We start from the raw sequence: 21,183 nt of genomic DNA, 5'->3' as shown, positions 1-21,183 counted from the left end.
CTCAACGGAGCCAAGCTCATCGAAGCCAAGCTCATCGAAGCCGAACTCAACGGAGCCAATCTCATCGAAGCCGAACTCAACGGAGCTGATCTCATCAGAGCCTACTGCATCGAAGCCAATCTCATCGAAGCCAAGCTCAACGGTGCCTTCTTCGCCGGAGCCGATCTCACCAGAGCATCGCTTCAATATGCCGACCTCACCAAAGCTGACTTTCTGGATGCCACTATTGTCGGAGTTAAGGTGCATAATGCAGTAATTGAAAGAAATTCTTCCAAAGAAGTAACTAAGGAATTGTTAAGAATGAAGCAGGAGCAAGAGGAACAACCAACGCTTTTTTAATTAGCAATTACAAATAAGGCTTTAGTACGTGACAGAGTGACAATAAAAACGCAAATCGTGGCCAAAAAAATCGCGAGGTTACAAATCGAACCGGTTCGCGTTCCGAGCTGCGGTAGTCCAGACACAAAAAAGCCCCACTATGAAGTGAGGCTTTTTCAACTAAATAAATGGTGCCCGGACTCGGAATCGAACCAAGGACACGAGGATTTTCAATCCTCTGCTCTACCGACTGAGCTATCCGGGCACACAAGAGAGGCGTATTAAACACGGCCAGCTAAAAAAAATCAACCGAATTACTCACACACCTTAAAAATATTTCTTTATTGATCAATCAGTAATCGATCAGATGCCATATTGTGAGCGATACGCCGAAATAGCGGCTATCTGCTCGTCCATTCCGCCCCTCTCACCAAGGTATGTCAGCAAATCATTGAGCGAAACAATACTGGCAACCGGCATATTATAATCGCGTTCGACTTCCTGAATAGCAGACAGCTCTCCTTTACCCTTTTCCTGACGGTTCAGTGCGATCACCGTTCCCGCAGGAGTCGCGCCCGCCTTAGCAATAAGATCCATCACTTCACGAATCGCCGTACCCGCCGTAATCACATCATCGATGATCAGTACGCGGCCTTCCAGAGGTGCGCCCACCAGATTACCGCCTTCGCCGTGGGTCTTGGCTTCTTTACGGTTAAACACATAGGGAACGTCCTGACCAAATTCGGTGGCCAGTGCAACACAGGTCGCCGCCGCCAACGGAATGCCCTTGTAAGCTGGCCCAAGCATCACATCATACTCAATACCCGACTGCTGAATCGCAGCTGCATAGCATTTACCTAAACGGGCAAGAGCAGCGCCACTGTTAAATAACCCAGCATTAAAGAAATAAGGGCTAGTACGGCCCGATTTCAGGGTGAACTCGCCGAATCGCAACACCTCTTTATCAATCGCGAACTCGATAAACTCTCTCTGATAGTCCTGCATATGGGCTCTCCGCAACGCCGTTTAAAAAGTGGCCGTATAATACAGGGTTTCTTCCTGCCCCTCCATTGTGAACAATATTAAACTCTGATTTACCCATCCTGAGATTAATAGTCCGTGCTTTAGATTTAAATTTCCTTAAACACCCAGTACAATGCGCCTTTCGCTACAAATTGCGTTTTTCACAGGTTTATAAGCTATGCGCGTCATTACATTCAATACTCAGGGTATTGAGCAGGCTACAGATAACGGATTCTTCCAATGGATGGTCGAACAGGATGCTGATGTAGTATGCCTTCAGGACCTGCGTGCCAAAGACTATCAGCTGGATGATAAGCGCTATCATCCGGATGGATATGAAGCTTACTTCTTCGATGCATTTGAAGATGGTTATAGCGGCGTCGCCATCTATACCCGGGTGATGCCAAAAGCCATCATGACGGGCCTAGGCTTTGAGCAATGCGACTTTCACGGCCGCTTTATACAGGCAGACTTCGACAACGTCAGTGTCGCCTCCTTCAGCGTGCCCTCTGGCCTTAAAAGTGCAGAAGCACAACAGGCTAAAGAGGAATACCTGCAGCTACTCAAGGGCCACTTCACAAAGACCCTGCGTAAACGTCGCGAATTCATTTTCTGCGGCCCGCTACTGATTGCCCACAAACCGCAAGATCTAAGCAACTGGTATGTGAACCAGAAAGTATCCGGATTTTTGCCGCAAGAACGCGAATGGGTAGAAGAGCTGTTTGGCGATATGGGTTATGTCGATGCATTCCGACAGGTCAACCGCGTTGATCAGCAGCACACCTGGTGGCCGGACTACAACAAGGCCCGCGAACTCAATGAAGGCGCCCGTCTGGATTATCAGATCACCACCGCCAATCTGCGTAAAACCATCAAGTCCGCCTCAATCTATCGCGGGCAAGTATTTTCTGCACATGCACCGCTGATTATTGATTACGACCTCTAAGGCCGTTTAAGCCTAAGCTCGATAAATGAGCATGAAAAAAGGGAGCCGAGGCTCCCTTTTTTACGCCCTAACCTCTTAGGCTAGTACTTTCTCCTGCATCTCGCACAACTCAGAGATACCTTTCTTCGCCAGTTCTAACATAGCATTCAGCTCATCCTGAGAGTAAGGCTCGCCTTCGGCGGTGCCCTGCACCTCGACAAAACCACCTTTACTGGTCATGATCACATTCATATCGGTTTCGGCAGAGGAATCTTCAGCATAGTCCAGATCCAGCACCGGCTTACCTTTATAAACACCTACAGAGATCGCCGCCAAACCACACTTAATCGGGTCACCCTTCATGGCGCCATGCTTATCTTTCTTAAGGAAGCTGATCGCATCACGCAGCGCCACATAAGCACCGGTAATAGACGCCGTACGCGTACCACCGTCGGCCTGAATTACATCACAATCGATGGTGATGGTATTCTCACCCAGTTTTTTTAGATCCATGCAGGCCCGCAGAGAACGACCAATCAAACGCTGAATTTCAACCGTACGACCACCTTGCTGGCCTCGCGCCGCTTCCCGGCCATTACGGCTACCCGTGGCACGTGGCAACATACCGTATTCAGCCGTCACCCAACCGGAACCAGAGCCTCGCAGAAAGCGTGGCACGCCCCGCTCAACGGATGCGGTACAGATCACTTTGGTATCGCCAAACTCCACCAGCACCGAACCCTCCGCATGCTTAGTAAAATGTCGGGTAATACGTACCTCACGCATCTGATCCGCCTCGCGATTACTCGGACGAAAAGTCGTGACGCCAAGGTTTTGCAACTGATCTGAAATTGTTGAACTCATGAACTTAAGAATCCTGTTCGGAACCCCAGACCGACGCATAGAGGAAGCGATCGAGGGCTGTTAGAATAAAGCGTAAACTCGCCGGCACCGATTCAGTGTCGACAACGAAACCTGCATTCTAAACGAGAACAGACAATATGACACGTAGCATGACCGCTTTTGCCCGCCAAGAAGCGCAACATGAATGGGGCAGCTTGATTTGGGAAGTCCGTTCAGTTAATCACCGCTATCTCGAACCTCACCTGCGACTGCCGGAAAGCCTGCGCGATATTGAAGGCCCACTACGGGAAGCGCTGCGTAAAAAATTGAGTCGCGGAAAAATAGAATGCACCCTGCGCTTTGTCGCTGAAGCCCAATCCCAGACCTTAACCGTCAACGAAACCTTTGCCCGTGAGCTGCTAGACGCCGCGCAACAAATGGAAAACCTACTGCAGGTTTCAAAACCGATCGACACCATGGACCTACTCCGCTGGCCCGGCGTACTACAAGACACCAGCCTCGATATGGATGCCGTTAAAAAAGCCGCGCTAAGCCTGTTTCACACCGCACTAGATGAGCTCATCGAAAGCCGAGCCCGCGAAGGCGTAGAGCTGGCAGCCCTCATTGATCAACGCCTCGACACTATCACCGAGATCGTCGTCGATGTACGCAATAAACTACCCGGCATCCTGCAAGCCCAGCGCGACAACCTCAAAGCCCGACTAGAAGAGTTCAAAGCAGACCTCGATCAAAACCGCGTAGAGCAGGAAATGGTTATCCTCGCGCAAAAAGCCGATGTCGACGAAGAGATGGATCGCCTCAACACCCATGTACAGGAAGTAAAACGCGTCCTCAAATCCAAAGGCCCGATAGGCCGCCGATTGGATTTTCTAATGCAGGAACTCAACCGCGAAGCCAACACCCTATCATCCAAATCCATCGTCACCGATACCACTCAGAGCGCGGTGGAGCTTAAGGTTTTAATTGAGCAGATGAGAGAACAGATTCAAAATATCGAATAGTGCCTTACATTTTTAAATATTCGGCACGATGTACCAGCAGACTACGATTCTTTCATTGACGACGAATCGCCTTTATATCGGAGGTTTTACATGCCAGAGCATTTGATTCAGGAAAATATTGAATTGAGTCGAAAGGCTGATTTTAAGTTTTTTCTTCTTGACGATGACAAACCTCGAAGTAATAAGGTTAACTCTTACATAAGAGCACTTGATCTAATTTGCGAAATGATAAAACGTCGGCCTGATAGGTTTAACCAGATTCAAAATCTTTGGTCGATAACGTCAACAGAACAATTAGAGCCCCTTTATAAATTTTTGATTCAAGAGTCTCATAATGAGAACTCTATCTGGGTATTTGAAGATCTACCGACAAGCTACCTAAGGGATGGATTCTGTTCCGCCGCCATTAAGCAATACCATCTATTTTTAATTGAGCAACGTTTTGAGGATAAACTTGTTAGTGTCTATACAGAGAAAAGAGAGCTTGATTCATCTGAATTGGAACTACTGGAAAACGACTATACCGTGCCGCGTTATCTCATTGATGCTGATCAAGTACCAATAGGTACCGATGCACTTCAATTAGTAAAGCAACGCACCAATCAATCTGTCTTTAGAAACATCTTAAGGAAAAACTACAGGAACTGTTGCTGCATAACAGGGCTCAACATTTCAGCCATTAATCGAGCTAGCCACATTATCGGTTGGGCTAAAGACCCAACCAAACGGTTAGATCCGCGAAATGGGTTATACTTATCCGCTACTTACGATGCAGCATTCGATAAGCATTTAATATCACTCGATGATGATTACCGAATAATTCTATCCACTGATTTGAAAGAATTTAATACCCAAGACAGCTTCAAGCAGCACTTCTTATCGATAGAAGGGAAGCCTATTGATGTACCCAAAACTATGCCGCCACATAAAGACTACTTAGCCATTCATCGAAAAGCCGGCTCTTTTAAGTAATCTGAATTTTCGACACTCGCGATACTTCATTTACTTATCGTAAAAAGTGCTACATTCACCTGCCTCGCGCTGAAAACTCGCTTTTGATGGCCCTCTACTATACCTCAGGGTTATGGCTCCACATAAACCAAAAAAATGGAATTATTATCCTATATTTAAGAATCTGAGGGAGAGTCTACAAAACCCATAACACTTAGATTTGGGGTAGTAAGCTAGACTTTTATCCGCGTAAAAGTGCCAACGTCCAGCCAATGCGGAAAATTCCGGAAATTTTGAGCAAAAGATTATTACACCATCGATTTAAATGGGCATTTTACAGCAGCAAATAAGTATCCCCATATCGAATAGCGGTAACAGAGTTTAAGCAATGACTCACTGCGGGACAGCTAAATCCAATTCATTCACATGTTAAATTGTGAACTGAAAGGTTTGCGTCAGCAGCGGTTGAATATCAACCTTTCTAAACGATGGATCTTCAGAGAAGCGCAGCATCGGATCAAGCGTTACAAATCCCCAAAACTGTAAGAATCGTTCAATAAAACGAGATTCAACCTGTATGCTGAATAATTGGTCTGGCGGGAAATACTCTTCGGATGAATACTGAAGAAGTAAATCAGGGCATGCCGAGACAACCTCTTCTATCAATTGATCAACAATACCATGACTTTGCAGTCTCCATAGCATGAACAACCAGAAGGTACGTAGATCGACATCATTTTCCCAGTGATCAAAATAGCCCCAATTGTACTGAGTGGTTGCAGCTTCGAGCATGGGCAGAAAAAAGGCTTTAAGACCTTGAGTTTGATACTGTTTTTGAACCGCTTTTTTCATATGATAACAGCCACTTCTACGATAAATAACGCCGCTAATTTCAGCCAAAACACGGGTGTAATGTAGCGCGTTAAACTTATCTTCATTGCTGCCAGAGTATTCACTGACGCTGGTATGAATTTGATATTGAGAAATGACAAACTCAGGCATAAGCTCACTGGCCTGCGTCACCAACTTTGTGGGTAAGTTACCTTTGCTCGTTGCCTTAAATGCCCCTTCATTCTGCATGGCTTCATCCAGAATAAGCGCTAAATATCGCATCACAGGGCTACTAGAGAGGTCTTCTGGCGTACTGATATTAACCCACTCCAATTCATTGAACGGCGCATATAACCAGTTTGATATTTGGCTTGGTGAAAGACCACAAAAATCCACATTGGGCTGATTATTGCGCTCATGCACTCTATGCTGTGCAACCACATTGAGTTCATCTAACGTCAAGTGAGGATTCATCGCGGCAATTTGCTCAAAATCCTCAGACATCTCTGCATGCTGTTTTGATACGTTATCCATACAGCAACGTTTGTATTTTTTACCGCTACCACAAGAACAAAGATCGTTTCGACCAAGCTTCATGTTGAATCACTCTACGCTATTTTATTTTTTGCTGTTGTATCATTATACCTACGCAACAAACACGACCAAACTATGGCTGTGTTGATCGCTAACATCTGCAAAAAAGCCAAAGACTAGTGATAGATAGGCTGATCTCCCACAATAGAAAAAACATCTTTTTGTGTATACTCTGAGGATGCTTCAAAGGATGATTTTTAACAGGGAATTGGCATGACAGATCCAACAATTTCACACTACCACCAGCATGCCAGCCGCTATCAAACACAGTATGATTCGGTGGCCGCCCAAGACGTACATGCCGCTTGGGCTCCCCTATTAAAAACATTAACGCCCCGCTTGGCTTTAGATATTGGCGCCGGTAGTGGCCGCGATGCACTCCGGCTCGAACAGCAAGGCTGGCAGGTAACCGCAGTTGAACCCGCCACTAATCTACGCCAGTTAGGCCAGCATAAAACCGGCCATCGCGTTACATGGATTAGTGCCCAACTGCCCGACTTAAATGATCTGCAATGTCCGCCACAAGGCTATGATCTGATTTTATTATCCGCCGTTTGGATGCACCTCAAGCCGGAACAACGGTCTATGGCGATGCAGCGTTTATATCAGTGCTTATCCCCTCAAGGCGTCATTATTATTACCCTGCGCTTTGGCCCATCAGATCCCAACCGCCCTATGTATCCTGTGAGCGTTGCTGAATTAGAAACACTAGCTCAGCAAATGCGTTTAGAAACACAAACACTCAGTGAAATCTCTACTAATGACTGCCTACAGCGTCATGACATCCGTTGGAAAACCCTCTGTCTCAGGCCGATAAACGAGCCTCATATATGAGTTCACCATCATACTTACTCACTGGCGGTGATGGCCACCAGCTGCTGCCAGCGCTACGACGCGCCTTAACCCATGCCACCGAGATCGAGATAGCCGTTTCTTTTATCCGCTCCACGGGTTTGAATTTGATTTTTGGGGATCTCGAAGCTGCTTTACAGTCCACTACCCGTGATGTGCGCCTCACCCTGTTAACCAGCGATTACCTCTGTATTACAGATCCTAGTGCGTTAAGGAAACTCATGCTACTGGCCGAGCGTGGTGCGGATGTTCGTATTTTTGAAACCGGCTCGGCAGACAGTTTTCACCTCAAAGCTTACATTTTTGCCCGTTCAAAACAGGGCAGTCTGATGAGTGCGGATGCATTTGTCGGTTCGAGTAATATCAGTGCCAAAGCGTTAACCGATGGGCTGGAATGGAACTATCACCTCGACTATCCCAATGAAGCGGATTCACTCGCAGCACAACGGCTCATTGAAGTACGACAACAATTCCAGCAACTTTTACTTCGGCCACAAATTCGCGCCTTGAATTTTGACTGGATAGAAAATTACCAGCGCCGCTATGAACAGGCTCGAAAGGTGGTGCCCATGCATACCGCCAAGGTGGATGAGCAAGAGCCCGTTCCTGACACTCCATTGCCGAAGCCCCAACAAGCGGCAGCATTACAGGCATTAACAACCACTCGACAACGAGGCTGGCAAAAGGGACTCGTGGTTCTCGCCACGGGGATGGGGAAAACCTACCTTGCCGCCTTTGATGCGGTTCAGATAGAGGCTAAGCGAGTATTGTTTATCGCTCATCGAGAAGAGATTCTGCTGCAAGCGGAAGCCACTTTTTTAGCCGTTCTACCCCATAAGCGAGTGGGTCGTTATACGGGTAAACAGAAAGATAGTGAATGTGACTTACTGTTTGCCTCGGTGCAAACCTTAGGCCCCACAGCCAATCTTGAACGCTTCAGTCGGGATTACTTTGATTACATGGTCGTGGATGAATTCCACCATGCGGCGGCAGGCAGTTATCAATCGCAGCTAACCTACTTCCAGCCTCGTTTTATGTTAGGTCTTACCGCGACACCCGACCGCACCGATGGCTCCGATATACTACGCCTGTGTGATCATAATCTGGTCTATCGTCGCGATCTATTTGACGGTATCAACGACCAACAACTCTGCCCATTTTATTACTACGGCATCTTTGATAGTGAAGTGGATTATGAACACATTCCATGGCGTAACGGCCGCTTCGACCCAACCAAACTATCCACCCAACTCGCCACGCGAGGCCGCAGTCGTCATGTTTTAAAAGAGTGGCGACATCAATCACAGGCTCGCACCCTCGCTTTTTGCGCTTCCCGTCGCCATGCGGATTATATGGCTGATTATTTTAACCAGCAGGGTATACGTGCGGCCAGTGTACATACGGAATCAGACCTAACACGCTCGACAGCACTGGCGTCACTTGAGAGCGGGAAACTGCAGGTATTATTCTCCGTCGATCTCTTCAATGAGGGCGTTGACTTACCGCAAATCGATACGGTGATGATGTTACGTCCCACCGAGTCGAAAATACTTTTTCTGCAACAATTAGGTCGCGGTTTGCGCCTAAGCATGGGCAAAGAAAAACTGGTGGTGCTGGATTTTGTCGGGAATCATCATAGTTTCCTCAACCGCCCCGAAATGTTGTTCGGTTCCGCCTTTCCTCACAAACCCACCCGCAAGCAACTGGCCGAAGCAGCCAAACACCCCAGCGATCTATTACCTGACGGCTGTTACGTTAATTACGACCTCGCCTTTATCGAATTTCTAGATAGCTTGGTGATGGGCAAGCTCGATCAGCAGTATGCCGGCCTAAAACAGAGCCTCAAGCGCCGACCAACCTTGAAAGAGTTTTGGCGCAGTGGCGCGAACTTAAGCCTGTTACGTCGCAACTATGGTTGTTGGTGGGAATTCATTGATGAACAGGGCGACGCCACTGACGATGAACTTCTGGTGCTCGAAAAACATGCCCAGTGGTATCGTGATTTAACCACGACCAAAATCTCTAAATCGTACAAACTGGTATTGCTGCAAACCCTGCTAGAACAACAGGCATTGAATCAGCCGGTGTCTCTGCAACAGCTCGCTCACTGGAGCAAAAAATGGTATTTACAACATCCAGCTTGGCAGTCTGATTTACCATCAAGCCTGCAACCCTTACAGAGTATCAGTGACAGCGCATGGCTAAGCCACTGGCGTAAAATGCCCATTCATCATTGGTGTACCCCTGAACAAAGCTCCAAGATCGAATGGTTTTCGCAACAGGGGATGCTGTTTCATTACCAGCAACCCGTGGAAGCAGCAGAACTATCGACATTTAACGCCATGACCGAAGAAATTCTTGCTTGGCGCTTAAGCCTGTATGCACAAAGTAAACCGATATTGATGCAAGCGGATATTCCTACAATATCCACCCCATCAGCCGCCGACCCCATAACTCAGTTAGCCTTCTTTCCCAATATTAAAATTGCCTGTGGTCACTTCAAAACAGGCCATGCCGATATCGAAGAGCGTCTTCCTGCTCCGAGCGGCTTTGGCCATTTATCTCCCGATCGCCATTTCATCGCCCAAGCCTCAGGGAACTCGATGAACGGTGGTAAGAACCCCATCCACGATGGTGACTACCTGCTGCTGGAACAGATAACACCGCAAAGCGCCGGTAGCATCACCCATCACATCGTGGCCATCGAGCGTCAAGATAGTGCGGGCGATAATCAATATTTACTACGACGGGTACTTAAAAATACCGATGGTAGCTATACACTCCGAGCCAACAACCCCGACTACCCAGACCTAATAGCGGATGAAAGCATGGCGACTTTCGCACGATTCAAAGGAATCATCGATCCAGTCGCGCTATTCACCGATCAATAAAGGCTATGCAGAGACGTTCACTCTGGGCACTCCATAACGAACAGGCTGGCCTCACTCAATGCCTCTCTAGATCTAGACGTATTCGCCGGCAAAACGATCTAGGTCATTAAACCGACTCGATTAACCACGATCAAACTGCTATTTTTAGCCCTATTGATAATGCTTATATTTGTGCATTGGAGTCACCGTTGAAAAAAAATCGGCTTATTCAATACATAACTTGGTTCCTAGAAATATTTACCGAAGCCAAGTCTTTTGAAGCGAACCCCATATTAGGAAATCGATTACTCAACCGCTTAGGATTACATGTAATACGCATGATGATCGCCCGTTTGATCACCGGTTTTCGCCGCTGGCTACTCGGCTGGAAGATCAGTTCAGAGCATCGTAGGCTCTTTCGTCAGCATGGCTATTTACGGATATCCAATGTCCTCCCTCCTGAATTATTTAAACGCCTACAGATAGAGGGTGAAAGTTGCTGGCCAGAAGTTCGCGAATTTATTCAAGGCGACACCACCACACAACTGGTCTTTCTTGATCAGCAGAAATTGAATCAGCTACCAGCGGCCAAAGCGTTGTGCAGCTCGTCGCACATCAGAAATTTACTGAACTATGTCGCTTCAACAGGAATACGCCCCTGGCCTCATTTTTTGCGGATACGCAATCTAGGGGGTTTAAGCACGGATGACCCACAAAAAAAATTCCACTCCGACACCTTTCACCCAACCATGAAAGCCTGGCTCTTTCTTGAGGATGTCACTGCGGATAAAGGTCCATTTGAGTATGTAACAGGCTCTCACCGGCTAACCTTTAAACGACTTCTCTGGGAATATCGTCAAAGTATTATAGGTCGTGATTTAGATGAGCGTTACGCTGCTCGAGGATCTCTTCGTATCGAGGAGAAGACATTAGCATCGCTGGACCTTGGCCATATCGAACGCTTTGAAGTTCCAGCAAATACACTGGTCATTGCCGACACTTCCGGCTTTCATCGCAGAGGGATCGCCGCCCCTCATTCGAGTCGTCTCTGCGTGTATTTTTCTTTACGCTTAAACCCCTTTATCCCTATTCCCCTACCCGATTCTCGCCCGATCAATCACTTAGCGGAAACACTGGTGGCAGAGCATGTAGCGAAAACAACCCAACGGCGTGACGATGCCAAAGAAGCTTCCGCGACGAATATCCGCTAATCAAATAAAAAAATCACAGCCTGCACCAATAAGGTGCGGGCTGGCGTCATTTCCTTACTAATATCCTCCTCTGTCGCCCATCTTTCACACATGAAAAATTAAAGGTCTTATAACTCAATTGGTTAACTTTATTCGGCTTGTTTTTTGCTTTATCTCTCTAACCATTTTTTGCTAGGCAACGAGGCCTCCGACAATTCCTTTTTAGGACTTGCGGAGGCTTTTGTCTTTTTAGGAGCACCGACCGATGCTGTGGATAACTTATCCAGTATTTCTATTGCTGTACCAGATCGGCATTAAAGGGGTGACCGCATTACTATTCGGCTCCACCCTCATCGGTTTAGGCTTCGGCTTATTGCTAACGGAATGGGTTATCTGGCCATTACTGATCAGCGGCTATATTGGCGTATCGACCCTGTGGTTGTTGCAGAACGAAATGAACCATCTTTGTGATAACACTACACTCGCCGACCAACGCCTCGGCGGTGCTAACGGGTTAATCTTGCGGCCGTTAGTACATCGACAACAACAACGGCTCAAAGCATCAAATCGACAACAGCAACGCTTACAACAACGCTTGGATGAGATTTCGCATTCCTCGCAAGAGCTTGAACAAAGCGCGATGAGCGTCACCCGTAGTGCCGAACAGCAAAGTGATGCTGCCGGCACCGCAGCCTGCGCCGTTGAAGAACTCAACGTCAGTATCGCTGAAGTAACCCAATTAGCAGACTCCTCTCGGCACACCAGTATTGATGCCAGTACACAACTAGAAGAAAGTATTTTGCAATTACGCGAACTGCTGGCCACCGTTGCCGATATTGCGATCCAAGCCGACGCAACCAATACTCTGATGTGCCAACTCAGCGCCAACTCTGAAGAGATCAGTAAGATGTCGAGTGTTATTCAGGGTATTGCCGATCAGACTAACCTGCTGTCACTGAATGCGGCGATTGAAGCGGCTCGCGCTGGTGAGCGCGGTAAAGGCTTTGCCGTGGTGGCTGATGAAGTTCGTAATCTCGCCCATCATAGTCAGCAATCCGCTGCACATATCACCCAAAAGATCGAATCCGTTAAGCAACATATAGCCTCAACCACAGCAAAAATGTCGAGCCTGACCGAGAGTGCGAATCAGAGCCTGCAACGGTCAGAAAGCGTTTGTTCACAACTCGATCTCGTCTGCGGTTGCACCCAGGCATTAACGGGACAAGTGATTCAGGTTGCCGTGAGCACCGAACAACAGAGCCAGGCGGTTGCCGAGATCGCCGCGCTTGCAGAACGAGTATCTCAAGGCAATGAAGCTAACCTACATGCCGCCGCTCAAGCACGCGCAATGGCTCATCACTTGGCGCACCTGACAGGAGCATCCGCATGATAGAAATAGCCAACACCGTAGACGGCTATCGATTAAGCCTTGCTGTCCTCATTAGTATCTCGCTAATCTTTTATATCCTATATCGCCGGATGCGTAGGCAACAGCAAGCACAGTTATACACCGGTATCGAGCAACTCAAACTACTACGTCTTCTGCTGGCTGATTTTCAACGCCATCGAGGTTTAAGCACCGCGTTATTATCCGGCGATACCAGCCTAGAAGCAGACTTAAGAAACACCCAACAACGACTTGAGACAAGCATTCAGCAGGTCGTCACGCTGAACACCTCGCACGATACGCAATGGCAAAACCTTATTAGCCAATGGCAGCATATTCGTCAGAGCCGTAGCACCACCGTCGCTATCAACCTATCCAATCATCACCAATTAATCCTTCATACGACTTACCTAATAGAAGATATCGCAGATGAACTAGATTTAAGGGATAACACCCTGAAACTCGATTATTTACACTGTATTTGGCAGGAAGTCGTACAAACCGCAGAATGGGCAGGACAAGCTAGAGCACTAGGCACCAGCATCGCCGCCGAAAAGTGTAGTAGCGCCGCGCAGCGGGTTCGGCTAAGATTCTTGCACTCGAGAATTAAACAACTCTCATTGAAAGCCTTTACGGTACTGGAAGAACATCAAGCTGATCACCTCAACTTGCAACAATCCAGACAAACCGTAAACGCTTTACTGTTATGCCTCGAGGAAGAGTTACTAAACTGCGAACATCCGCAGATAGAAGCCAAGCGCTATTTTGAACAAGCGACCATGGCGATCAATGATCTATTAGGGATGATCGATGCCGCACTAAAGGACTTGCAACAAGTAACCAAGAGGACCTGACGTGCCAGATATCGCCCTAGACCGATCGCATAATTGTTGGGGTAAAACTCAATCTGATCGCCCTAAGCTTTACCGAGGGCACACGCTTGCGAGTCACTTTCAGCCGATCTACAGTATCGCTCATCGACGGGCTATTGGTTACGAAGGACTGATCAGGGCAACCTGCCCACAGAACTTAGCCGTCCCGCCTATTGAACTGCTCGCGCTACCTGAAAATAGCCAAGAGATGTTGGGACTGGATCGTCTTTGTGGCGCCCTGCATGTCGAAAACTTTACGGCACAGAGTGCTAATAATGAGTGGTTGTTCATCAACCTTGATTCCCAGTCATTACTTAACGAGCAGCCAGAAATCGGTTTTACTAAGCAGTTATTAGCCCAGTCGGGGTTGTCCGCCCACCGCTTAGTCATCGAAATTCTTGAAACTGAAGTTCAAGACATCGGTTATCTAAAGAATTTTATTGATTATTTTCATCAACTTAACAGTTTAATCGCCATTGACGACTTTGGCGCGGGCCACTCCAACTTTGATCGTATCTGGCAGCTAGAACCCGACATCGTTAAGCTGGATCGCAACCTTATTCATGAAGCTGCGCAGAGTAAACGCGCTGAACGCATTCTGTCAGGCATCATATCTCTCCTTCATCAAACCGGCAGTTTAGTTATTGTAGAGGGCGTCGAAACAGAGCAAGAAGCATGCATCGCGATTGCGGCCAATGCGGATATGTTGCAAGGATTTTATTTTGCTCGCCCGGCTCCGTTATTGTCGGCCGACAGCAATGCATCGGATATTATTGATCAACTACTACGTAACCAACAGCATCAGCGCAGCCACCAGTCACATATTAAAGCAAACAGCCTGCTCCGCATTGAAACGCTCTTTCAGGCGACGCTCGATGATTTTAAAACACATCAAAACCTGCAACAAAGCAGCGCACAAGTATTCCGCACACCTCACGCGGTTCGCTGCTTTCTATTAGATGAATCCGGCTATCAAACCCAGAGCACTCTCAACGCTTTTCATCAACGGCAGCGCATCGAACTCCGTTTTGCCCCACTCTTATGTGGTGACAGAGGCAACTGGTCCCATCGCCCCTATTATCACCTCGCCATAGAAAAACCCGGCATCACGATTATCAGTGACCCCTACCTTTCAGTGGCCGATTCACAAATGTGCATCACCCTATCACAGGCATTTAAAGTCGATAATCAGTGGCAAGTGTTCTGTTGTGACCTAGACTGGCAAGATGAGCGTTGATAATGACGGCGTCAGGGGTACACTCACATTAATCTTATGATTAATACTTTATGCAAATGTAATGTGTTAATTTCAAAGTAGTTTATTAATTGCTGAAAGATAACACGCTGAAGACCTTGTGGCCTGTATATTGCTAAACCTATAACGCAAAGTATTTTTAACCGTTTAGGATAAAATTTAATGCCATATTGCACAACTATATGGCATGGTTAACTTAGCCTAACAAGGCCGCACAAGAACAGTGCAACAGGGTTCATGGAACCGAGGGTATCTACATGAGTATCGACTGGACTGAGTATTCCACCGGCAACTTTTATGATGAACTAATCGCAGATGACCACGTTCCGAGAGAACCTGCGACCCGGCTGGTAAACTACCTTGGCTCGATGAGCACAGCTGAGATCAATAAGCGTAAAAAAATGGCTGAATCAACCATTCAAGAAATGGGGGTCAGTTTCACGGTCTATACCGAAGAGGGCAATATTGATCGGGCTTGGCCCTTTGATATCATCCCACGCACTATTTCAGCGACCCACTGGGAGAAAACAGCCAAAGGCTTGAAGCAACGCCTGAAAGCGCTGAATATGTTTATCAACGACCTCTATCACGATCAAAACATTCTCAATGACGGCATTATTCCTGCCGACCTCGTTCTAAAATCGAAAAACTTCCGCCCCGAATGCGTAGGTGTAACACCGCCTCATGGCGTTTGGGCAAATATCTGCGGTACCGATCTGGTGCGTGACTTGGACGGTCAGTTCTATGTATTAGAAGACAACCTACGCGTACCTTCCGGTGTCTCCTATATGCTGGAAAACCGAGAGATCACTAAACGGGTACTTCCCGAGCTATTTTCCGAAGACTCGATTTTGCCGGTTAATAATTATCCCGCTCACCTCTTCGATATGCTGGCCTCTTTATCGCCACGGGATATCCCGCAACCGGAAATTGTCGTTTTAACGCCTGGGATTTTTAACTCTGCCTATTTTGAACATGCGTTTCTAGCCCAGCAAATAGGGGCCGAACTGGTAGAAGGTAGCGACCTTATCGTCGAAGATGATGATTGTGTCTACATGAAAACCATCAGCGGGCTCGAGCGTGTCGATGTGATCTACCGTCGCATTGATGATGAATTCCTCGATCCTGAAGTGTTCCGCGAGGACTCAATGCTCGGTGTCCCGGGTTTAATGCGCGCTTGGAAGGCCGGTAATGTGGCCCTCGCCAACGCACCCGGAGCCGGTGTAGCGGATGACAAGGTGATCTATGCCTATGTACCTGCAATTATTCGTTATTACCTTAATGAAGAACCCTTACTACCTAATGTTGAAACCTTCCTCTGTTCCGATCCAGAACAGCGTCAGTATGTGTTGGATAACTTAGATAAGTTAGTTGTTAAACCCGCCAATGAATCTGGCGGCTACGGCATGTTGGTAGGGCCACACTCGACGAAGAAGGAACAGGAACAGTTTGCTGAACTGATCACCAAATCACCGCGTAACTATATCGGTCAGCCAACGCTTAGCCTATCAACCGCGCCGACCTTAGTGGGTTCGACACCCGAACCTCGCCATCTCGACCTTCGCCCTTTTATTCTGCAGGGCAAAAAACTCTATGTCACCACCGGTGGCCTAACCCGAGTAGCCATGAAGAAAGGCTCTTTGGTTGTTAACTCGTCCCAAGGCGGCGGCAGTAAGGACACCTGGATTGTTGAGGAGAAAGACTAATGCTCTCAAAAGTTGCTGAACGGATGTACTGGTTCTCCCGCTATATCGAACGGGCTGAAAATACAGCCCGTATGGTTGGTGTTTACGACAACCTACTTTTTGATCTACCCCGCGCCATCAATATCAGTTGGTTCAACTTGGTCGTCATCAATTCATCCGAAGATGTGTTTAACGCACGTTACACCGTCCAAGATGAGAAAAATGTCGTCAAGTTATTGTTAGCGGATAGCACCAACCCCAATTCTATGGCCTCCAGCTTACAGATGGCGCGCGAAAACGTCCGCACCAGCCGGGATGTGTTGCCTCTCCCGCTATGGGAACTGATCAACGAGCTGTGCATGTATGTTGCCGAACATATTCGTGATGGTATTAACCGCACCAATCGTCACGGTTTTCTCGATACCGTCATTAAAAGCTGCCAACAGATCAACGGCCTGTTAGCAGACAATATGAGCAAAGATGCCGCTTGGCAGTTTATTCGCTTAGGTCGCAACCTAGAGCGGGCCGATATGGCTAGCCGGATACTCGATGCAGGCATCACGGCACAGCTGAGCACCACCGATATTGAGCAGGATATCGACCCTTCCCAGATCATTTGGGGGAACGTCCTACGCTCCTGCGATGGCGCAATGAACTTCCGCCGGACAATGCGCGTGACAGTCGAAGCCACTAAGGTGTGTGACTTCTTACTGCATGATAAACACTTCCCTCGCTCAATCAGCTTCTGTGCTGAACAAATCGAAACCGCCGTGAGCTTGCTACCGGCATGTGATATCGCGGAACTAGACAAACTAAAAGCCCTGTTAGCTCAGGACAATCATGAGTTGGATGAATCGCTTAGCGACTACCTCAATGAACTGCAGCTCAGCTTTGCTAACCTGCACCAAGAGTTTGGTCAGTGCTGGTTTGCATTAGAGTAATACTTTAAATCCCCATCGCGTCGCTAACGCAGACCCTCTACGTCTGCACTAGCGACCGGCAAAATACGTCAAGCATAATCCTTCAACGCCCATCGATCCGCTTTCACGCAACTTATGGCATACCTCTCTCGGGTAATATTCTAACGGGGGTAAAAGCGCTATAATCCCCCTCCTAAAATTGATGCCGTGTTCAACGGTGATAGACACCCGAAAAAGCGAAACGACTTATGACACAGCTAGGAACCCTGTATGTTATCTCCGCACCCTCCGGTGCCGGAAAAACCAGTTTGGTAAAAGCTCTGCTGGCACAAGATAAACAGGTTCGTGTATCCGTATCCCATACAACCCGCGCCATGCGTTCTGGAGAAGTCGACGGCCAAGACTACAACTTCGTCTCGATGGACACCTTCGACAGCATGATTGAGAAGGGCCAGTTTCTGGAATATGCCGATGTTTTCACTAATAAATATGGCACCTCACGTCTCTGGGTTGAAGAGCAGCTACAACAGGGAATGGACGTCATCCTTGAAATTGACTGGCAAGGTGCGCAGCAAATACGCCAACAGATGCCGGCATGTACTTCTATCTTTATTCTGCCACCCTCAAATACCGAGCTGCGAAAACGACTGACTGGGCGGGGGACGGACTCAGAGGAGGTTATCAACCACCGCATGTCAGAAGCGATGAGTGAAATGAGCCATTACAATGAGTATGAATACCTGTTGATCAACGATGACTTTGACGCCACCTTACAAGAACTACAGGCGGTATTTAGCGCACAACGCCTGAAACTAACACCCCAGCAACAAAAGCACGCCACAATGCTAGCAGGGCTCTTGTCAGAATAGCTATATTCAGGTAGACTGACCGGCTATCAAAATCAGGTCTCATATTTGACCTAAATGACTGAATTATATAACCGAGGTCGTAAATGGCACGCGTAACTGTTGAAGATTGCCTAGAAAATGTAGAGAACCGTTTTGAACTGGTAATGATCGCGTCTAAGCGTGCTCGCCAGCTTGCAACCGGCGGTCAAGAACCTAAAGTAGAATGGGAAAACGACAAACCAACCGTCGTCGCTCTACGCGAAATAGCAGAAAAATTTATCGACGTTAGCATCTTGGATGAACGCGAAGAAGATTAACTCTTTTTCAATCCGCCCAAATAAGGCATCATCACTATAGTTTCTGTTGTTTTGTAGTCTAGACTCCCTAGCTACGTTAGAGGCATAGGAGTAATTGATGCCAACTGTTGATGCCCTTTCAGACCGCCTGACCGAATATCTTGATCTGCAACAGATCAAGCTAGTCAGGCGTGCATATTTTTATGCCGAACAAGCCCATGACGGCCAGCGTCGTAAAAGCGGCGAACCTTATGTTACCCATCCTTTAGCAGTCGCTTCAATTCTTGCCGGTATGCATATGGATCATCAAAGCCTAATGGCTTCCATGCTCCATGATGTTATAGAAGATACCGCTGTTTCCCGTGACGGCCTAGAAGCCCAATTTGGTAAAGTCGTCACCGATATTGTAGATGGTGTCAGCAAGCTAACCCACCTAGAATTTGAAACCCGCGCAGAAGCTCAGGCTGAAAACTTCCAGAAAATGGTCTTAGCCATGGCGGTGGATATCAGAGTCATTCTGGTTAAACTCGCCGACCGTCTACACAATATGCGCACCCTAGGCGCGATGCCGCCTGAGAAGCAACGCCGTATCGCCCGTGAGACACTGGATATCTATGCTCCCGTCGCTGCCCGCTTAGGTATGCGAGACTTACAGCTAGAACTCGAAGACCTCGCCTTTCAATCCTATTACCCAATGCGCGCTAAATATATTCGCCGTGCGGTGGTACAGGCACGCGGGCAACGAAAATACGTCATTACCTCTATCGAAGAAGCCATTCGCAACCGACTGAAGCAAGAAGGACTTCCCGGCGCGGTATCCGGTCGCGAAAAACATCTTTATAGCATCTATACGAAAATGAAAACCAAAGGTAAATCCTTTGCTGAAATCATGGATGTATTTGCTTTTAGGATTGTCACTGAATCCGTCGATGACTGTTACCGCGCGCTAGGTATCGTCCATAATCTGTATAAACCCGTTCCCGGGCGTTTTAAAGATTATGTCGCTATCCCTAAGGCGAACGGCTATCAATCACTCCACAGCGACCTATTTGGAACTCGAGACATTACTATTGAGGTTCAGATCCGCACCAAAGAGATGGATGCAGTCGCGAGCCAAGGCATTGCCGAGCACAGCCATTATAAAATATATGGTGACTCAAGCTCAGCAATCGATGGTTATAACCGAGCACGCAAATGGGTTCAGGGCCTGTTAGAGATGCAAAAACGGGCCGGTAACTCCATGGAGTTTATCGAAACCGTCAAAACAGACCTATTCCCTGATGAGGTCTATGTCTTCTCACCTAAAGGGCGCATCTTCGAATTACCCCAGGGCGCAACGGCTGTCGATTTTGCCTATGCCGTGCATACCGACATTGGTAACTCCTGCGTTTCCTGTCGTATCAATCGTCATCTAGCGCCACTGTCACAACCTCTTCATAGTGGCCAGACCGTTGAGATTATTACCACCCCAAGTGCTCAACCCAATATGGCTTGGCTGAACTTTGTTATTACCGGTAAAGCCCGCTCAGCCATCCGACACTTTATTAAAGTGCAACATCGCGGTGAATCGATTGAGCTTGGTAGACGCCTGCTCACTCAGTTCCTATCGAACTATGGCTCTAGCCTTGATGATATTGATCCAGAAGCACTCACAAGTCTGCTTGAGGAGGCGGAATTAAAATCACTTGATGAGTTGCTCGAAGATATCGGTATGGGTAACCGTATGGCCTATGTCGTTGCACGCCGACTGCGCCCTGCCGAGCTGCAAGAAACTGATGCTCAGGAGCCCGTAGAGGCCGGCAAAACCGCATTGGCTATACGAGGCACCGAAGGCATGGTTCTACACTATGCGCGCTGCTGTGGCCCTATACCGGGCGACAGCATCACCGGCCATATCAGCACCGGACGCGGTCTCGTTATCCACCGTACCGATTGTCGCAATATCGCTTTTATGAAAGATGATGCCGAGAAATGTGTTTATCTGGAATGGTCGGACAGTATCGATGATGAGTTTATCGTTAACCTAGACCTTAAAGTCGAACCCGAACGCGGACTGATTGCCACATTAGCGACCACCGCCTCAGGCGTTAGCGCCAATGTACTCAAAATAGACATTACCGAAACGGATGATGCACTCAATACCGTACACATAGACCTAACGGTCAAAAACCGTGTACACCTAGCCAAGGTAATGCGTAAACTTAAAGCACTGAAAGCGGTTTACAAAGTAACACGGGTATAGATTAAACAGTAGATGGGAAAAACGCACCTCCGGTGCGTTTTTTTGTGCCTGCAGGGGGGCGGCAAGGAACGACCGCGCGACGCACGAACCGCAGATCCGCAGACGTCCCGTAGGTGAGGTGAGGAACGAACCGCACAAAACATACGATCCGCACCATAGCCGCGGGACGACCAGTAGGGTGAGGTGAGGAACGAACCGCACCAGAGCAATAACCCAAACAACCCGTGATCCAATGCTAATCCAACGCCGATCACCGAGC

At 47.9% G+C, this 21,183-nt stretch carries 18 protein-coding genes and 1 tRNA gene; 15 read left to right on the top strand and 4 right to left on the bottom strand.

Features of this window, described 5'->3' with window-relative positions; all coding sequences use genetic code 11:
• A partial coding sequence (locus KO512_RS16490; RefSeq protein WP_215953445.1) for a pentapeptide repeat-containing protein occupies window positions 1–339 on the top strand: 339 nt, incomplete at its 5' end.
• A gap of 168 nt (window positions 340–507) precedes the next feature.
• Here the strand turns inward: KO512_RS16490 and KO512_RS16485 are convergent.
• Window positions 508–583, bottom strand: a tRNA-Phe gene (locus tag KO512_RS16485).
• A gap of 98 nt (window positions 584–681) precedes the next feature.
• Window positions 682–1,323: an orotate phosphoribosyltransferase gene (gene pyrE / locus KO512_RS16480; protein ID WP_215953444.1), complete on the bottom strand. Its 642-nt coding sequence runs from the start codon at window positions 1,321–1,323 to the stop codon at window positions 682–684.
• A gap of 196 nt (window positions 1,324–1,519) precedes the next feature.
• On the opposite strand from pyrE, the gene KO512_RS16475 reads away from it, so the two are divergent.
• Window positions 1,520–2,287: an exodeoxyribonuclease III gene (locus tag KO512_RS16475; protein ID WP_215953443.1), complete on the top strand. Its 768-nt coding sequence runs from the start codon at window positions 1,520–1,522 to the stop codon at window positions 2,285–2,287.
• Window positions 2,288–2,362: 75 nt separating this feature from the next.
• Here KO512_RS16475 and rph read toward each other — a convergent pair whose 3' ends face one another.
• Window positions 2,363–3,130, bottom strand: coding sequence for a ribonuclease PH (gene rph / locus KO512_RS16470; RefSeq protein WP_215953442.1), 768 nt, complete (start codon window positions 3,128–3,130; stop codon window positions 2,363–2,365).
• A 137-nt stretch (window positions 3,131–3,267) separates the two neighbouring features.
• Between rph and KO512_RS16465 the strand changes: the two genes are divergently transcribed.
• Both KO512_RS16465 and KO512_RS16460 read left to right on the top strand, forming a co-directional pair.
• On the top strand, window positions 3,268–4,131 hold the full coding sequence (locus KO512_RS16465) for a YicC/YloC family endoribonuclease (protein WP_215953441.1): 864 nt from the start codon (window positions 3,268–3,270) through the stop codon (window positions 4,129–4,131).
• 90 nt (window positions 4,132–4,221) lie between these two features.
• The gene (locus KO512_RS16460) at window positions 4,222–5,103 is read left to right on the top strand and encodes an HNH endonuclease (RefSeq protein ID WP_215953440.1); all 882 of its coding nucleotides are present in this window, start codon (window positions 4,222–4,224) and stop codon (window positions 5,101–5,103) included.
• 408 nt (window positions 5,104–5,511) lie between these two features.
• On the opposite strand, the gene KO512_RS16455 is transcribed toward KO512_RS16460, so the two are convergent.
• On the bottom strand, window positions 5,512–6,510 hold the full coding sequence (locus KO512_RS16455) for a YecA family protein (protein WP_215953439.1): 999 nt from the start codon (window positions 6,508–6,510) through the stop codon (window positions 5,512–5,514).
• A 210-nt stretch (window positions 6,511–6,720) separates the two neighbouring features.
• On the opposite strand from KO512_RS16455, the gene KO512_RS16450 reads away from it, so the two are divergent.
• The 11 genes from KO512_RS16450 (at window position 6,721) to KO512_RS16400 (ending at window position 20,924) form a co-directional block, all read left to right on the top strand.
• The gene (locus KO512_RS16450; protein ID WP_215953438.1) at window positions 6,721–7,341 is read left to right on the top strand and encodes a class I SAM-dependent methyltransferase; all 621 of its coding nucleotides are present in this window, start codon (window positions 6,721–6,723) and stop codon (window positions 7,339–7,341) included.
• Window positions 7,338–10,250: a DEAD/DEAH box helicase family protein gene (locus KO512_RS16445; RefSeq protein WP_215953437.1), complete on the top strand. Its 2,913-nt coding sequence runs from the start codon at window positions 7,338–7,340 to the stop codon at window positions 10,248–10,250. The genes KO512_RS16450 and KO512_RS16445 overlap by 4 nt, the downstream gene beginning before the upstream one ends.
• A gap of 188 nt (window positions 10,251–10,438) precedes the next feature.
• Entirely contained in the window at window positions 10,439–11,440 is a 1,002-nt protein-coding gene (locus KO512_RS16440) for a phytanoyl-CoA dioxygenase family protein (protein ID WP_215953436.1), read from the top strand.
• A 244-nt stretch (window positions 11,441–11,684) separates the two neighbouring features.
• Complete coding sequence (locus KO512_RS16435; RefSeq protein WP_215953435.1) at window positions 11,685–12,809, top strand: methyl-accepting chemotaxis protein; 1,125 nt, start codon at window positions 11,685–11,687, stop codon at window positions 12,807–12,809.
• The gene (locus tag KO512_RS16430) at window positions 12,806–13,660 is read left to right on the top strand and encodes a nitrate- and nitrite sensing domain-containing protein (RefSeq protein WP_215953434.1); all 855 of its coding nucleotides are present in this window, start codon (window positions 12,806–12,808) and stop codon (window positions 13,658–13,660) included. Before KO512_RS16435 ends, KO512_RS16430 begins: the two co-directional genes overlap by 4 nt.
• Window position 13,661: 1 nt before the next feature.
• Complete coding sequence (locus KO512_RS16425; RefSeq protein WP_215953433.1) at window positions 13,662–14,915, top strand: sensor domain-containing phosphodiesterase; 1,254 nt, start codon at window positions 13,662–13,664, stop codon at window positions 14,913–14,915.
• 275 nt (window positions 14,916–15,190) lie between these two features.
• Window positions 15,191–16,639: a circularly permuted type 2 ATP-grasp protein gene (locus KO512_RS16420; RefSeq protein WP_215953432.1), complete on the top strand. Its 1,449-nt coding sequence runs from the start codon at window positions 15,191–15,193 to the stop codon at window positions 16,637–16,639.
• Entirely contained in the window at window positions 16,639–17,559 is a 921-nt protein-coding gene (locus tag KO512_RS16415) for an alpha-E domain-containing protein (protein ID WP_215953431.1), read from the top strand. The genes KO512_RS16420 and KO512_RS16415 overlap by 1 nt, the downstream gene beginning before the upstream one ends.
• Before the next feature lie 227 nt (window positions 17,560–17,786).
• Window positions 17,787–18,407, top strand: a complete 621-nt coding sequence (gmk, locus tag KO512_RS16410) for a guanylate kinase (protein ID WP_215953430.1) — start codon at window positions 17,787–17,789, stop codon at window positions 18,405–18,407.
• Window positions 18,408–18,490: 83 nt separating this feature from the next.
• Window positions 18,491–18,703: a DNA-directed RNA polymerase subunit omega gene (gene rpoZ, locus KO512_RS16405; RefSeq protein ID WP_126160074.1), complete on the top strand. Its 213-nt coding sequence runs from the start codon at window positions 18,491–18,493 to the stop codon at window positions 18,701–18,703.
• Between the two features lie 97 nt (window positions 18,704–18,800).
• Complete coding sequence (locus tag KO512_RS16400; protein ID WP_215953429.1) at window positions 18,801–20,924, top strand: RelA/SpoT family protein; 2,124 nt, start codon at window positions 18,801–18,803, stop codon at window positions 20,922–20,924.
• Window positions 20,925–21,183: the final 259 nt, after the last annotated feature.

Origin of the sequence: Amphritea atlantica (assembly GCF_018860855.1) — a bacterium.
GTDB classification, from domain to species: domain Bacteria; phylum Pseudomonadota; class Gammaproteobacteria; order Pseudomonadales; family Balneatricaceae; genus Amphritea; species Amphritea atlantica_A.
This window is presented reverse-complemented; position numbering and strand designations above follow the sequence as displayed.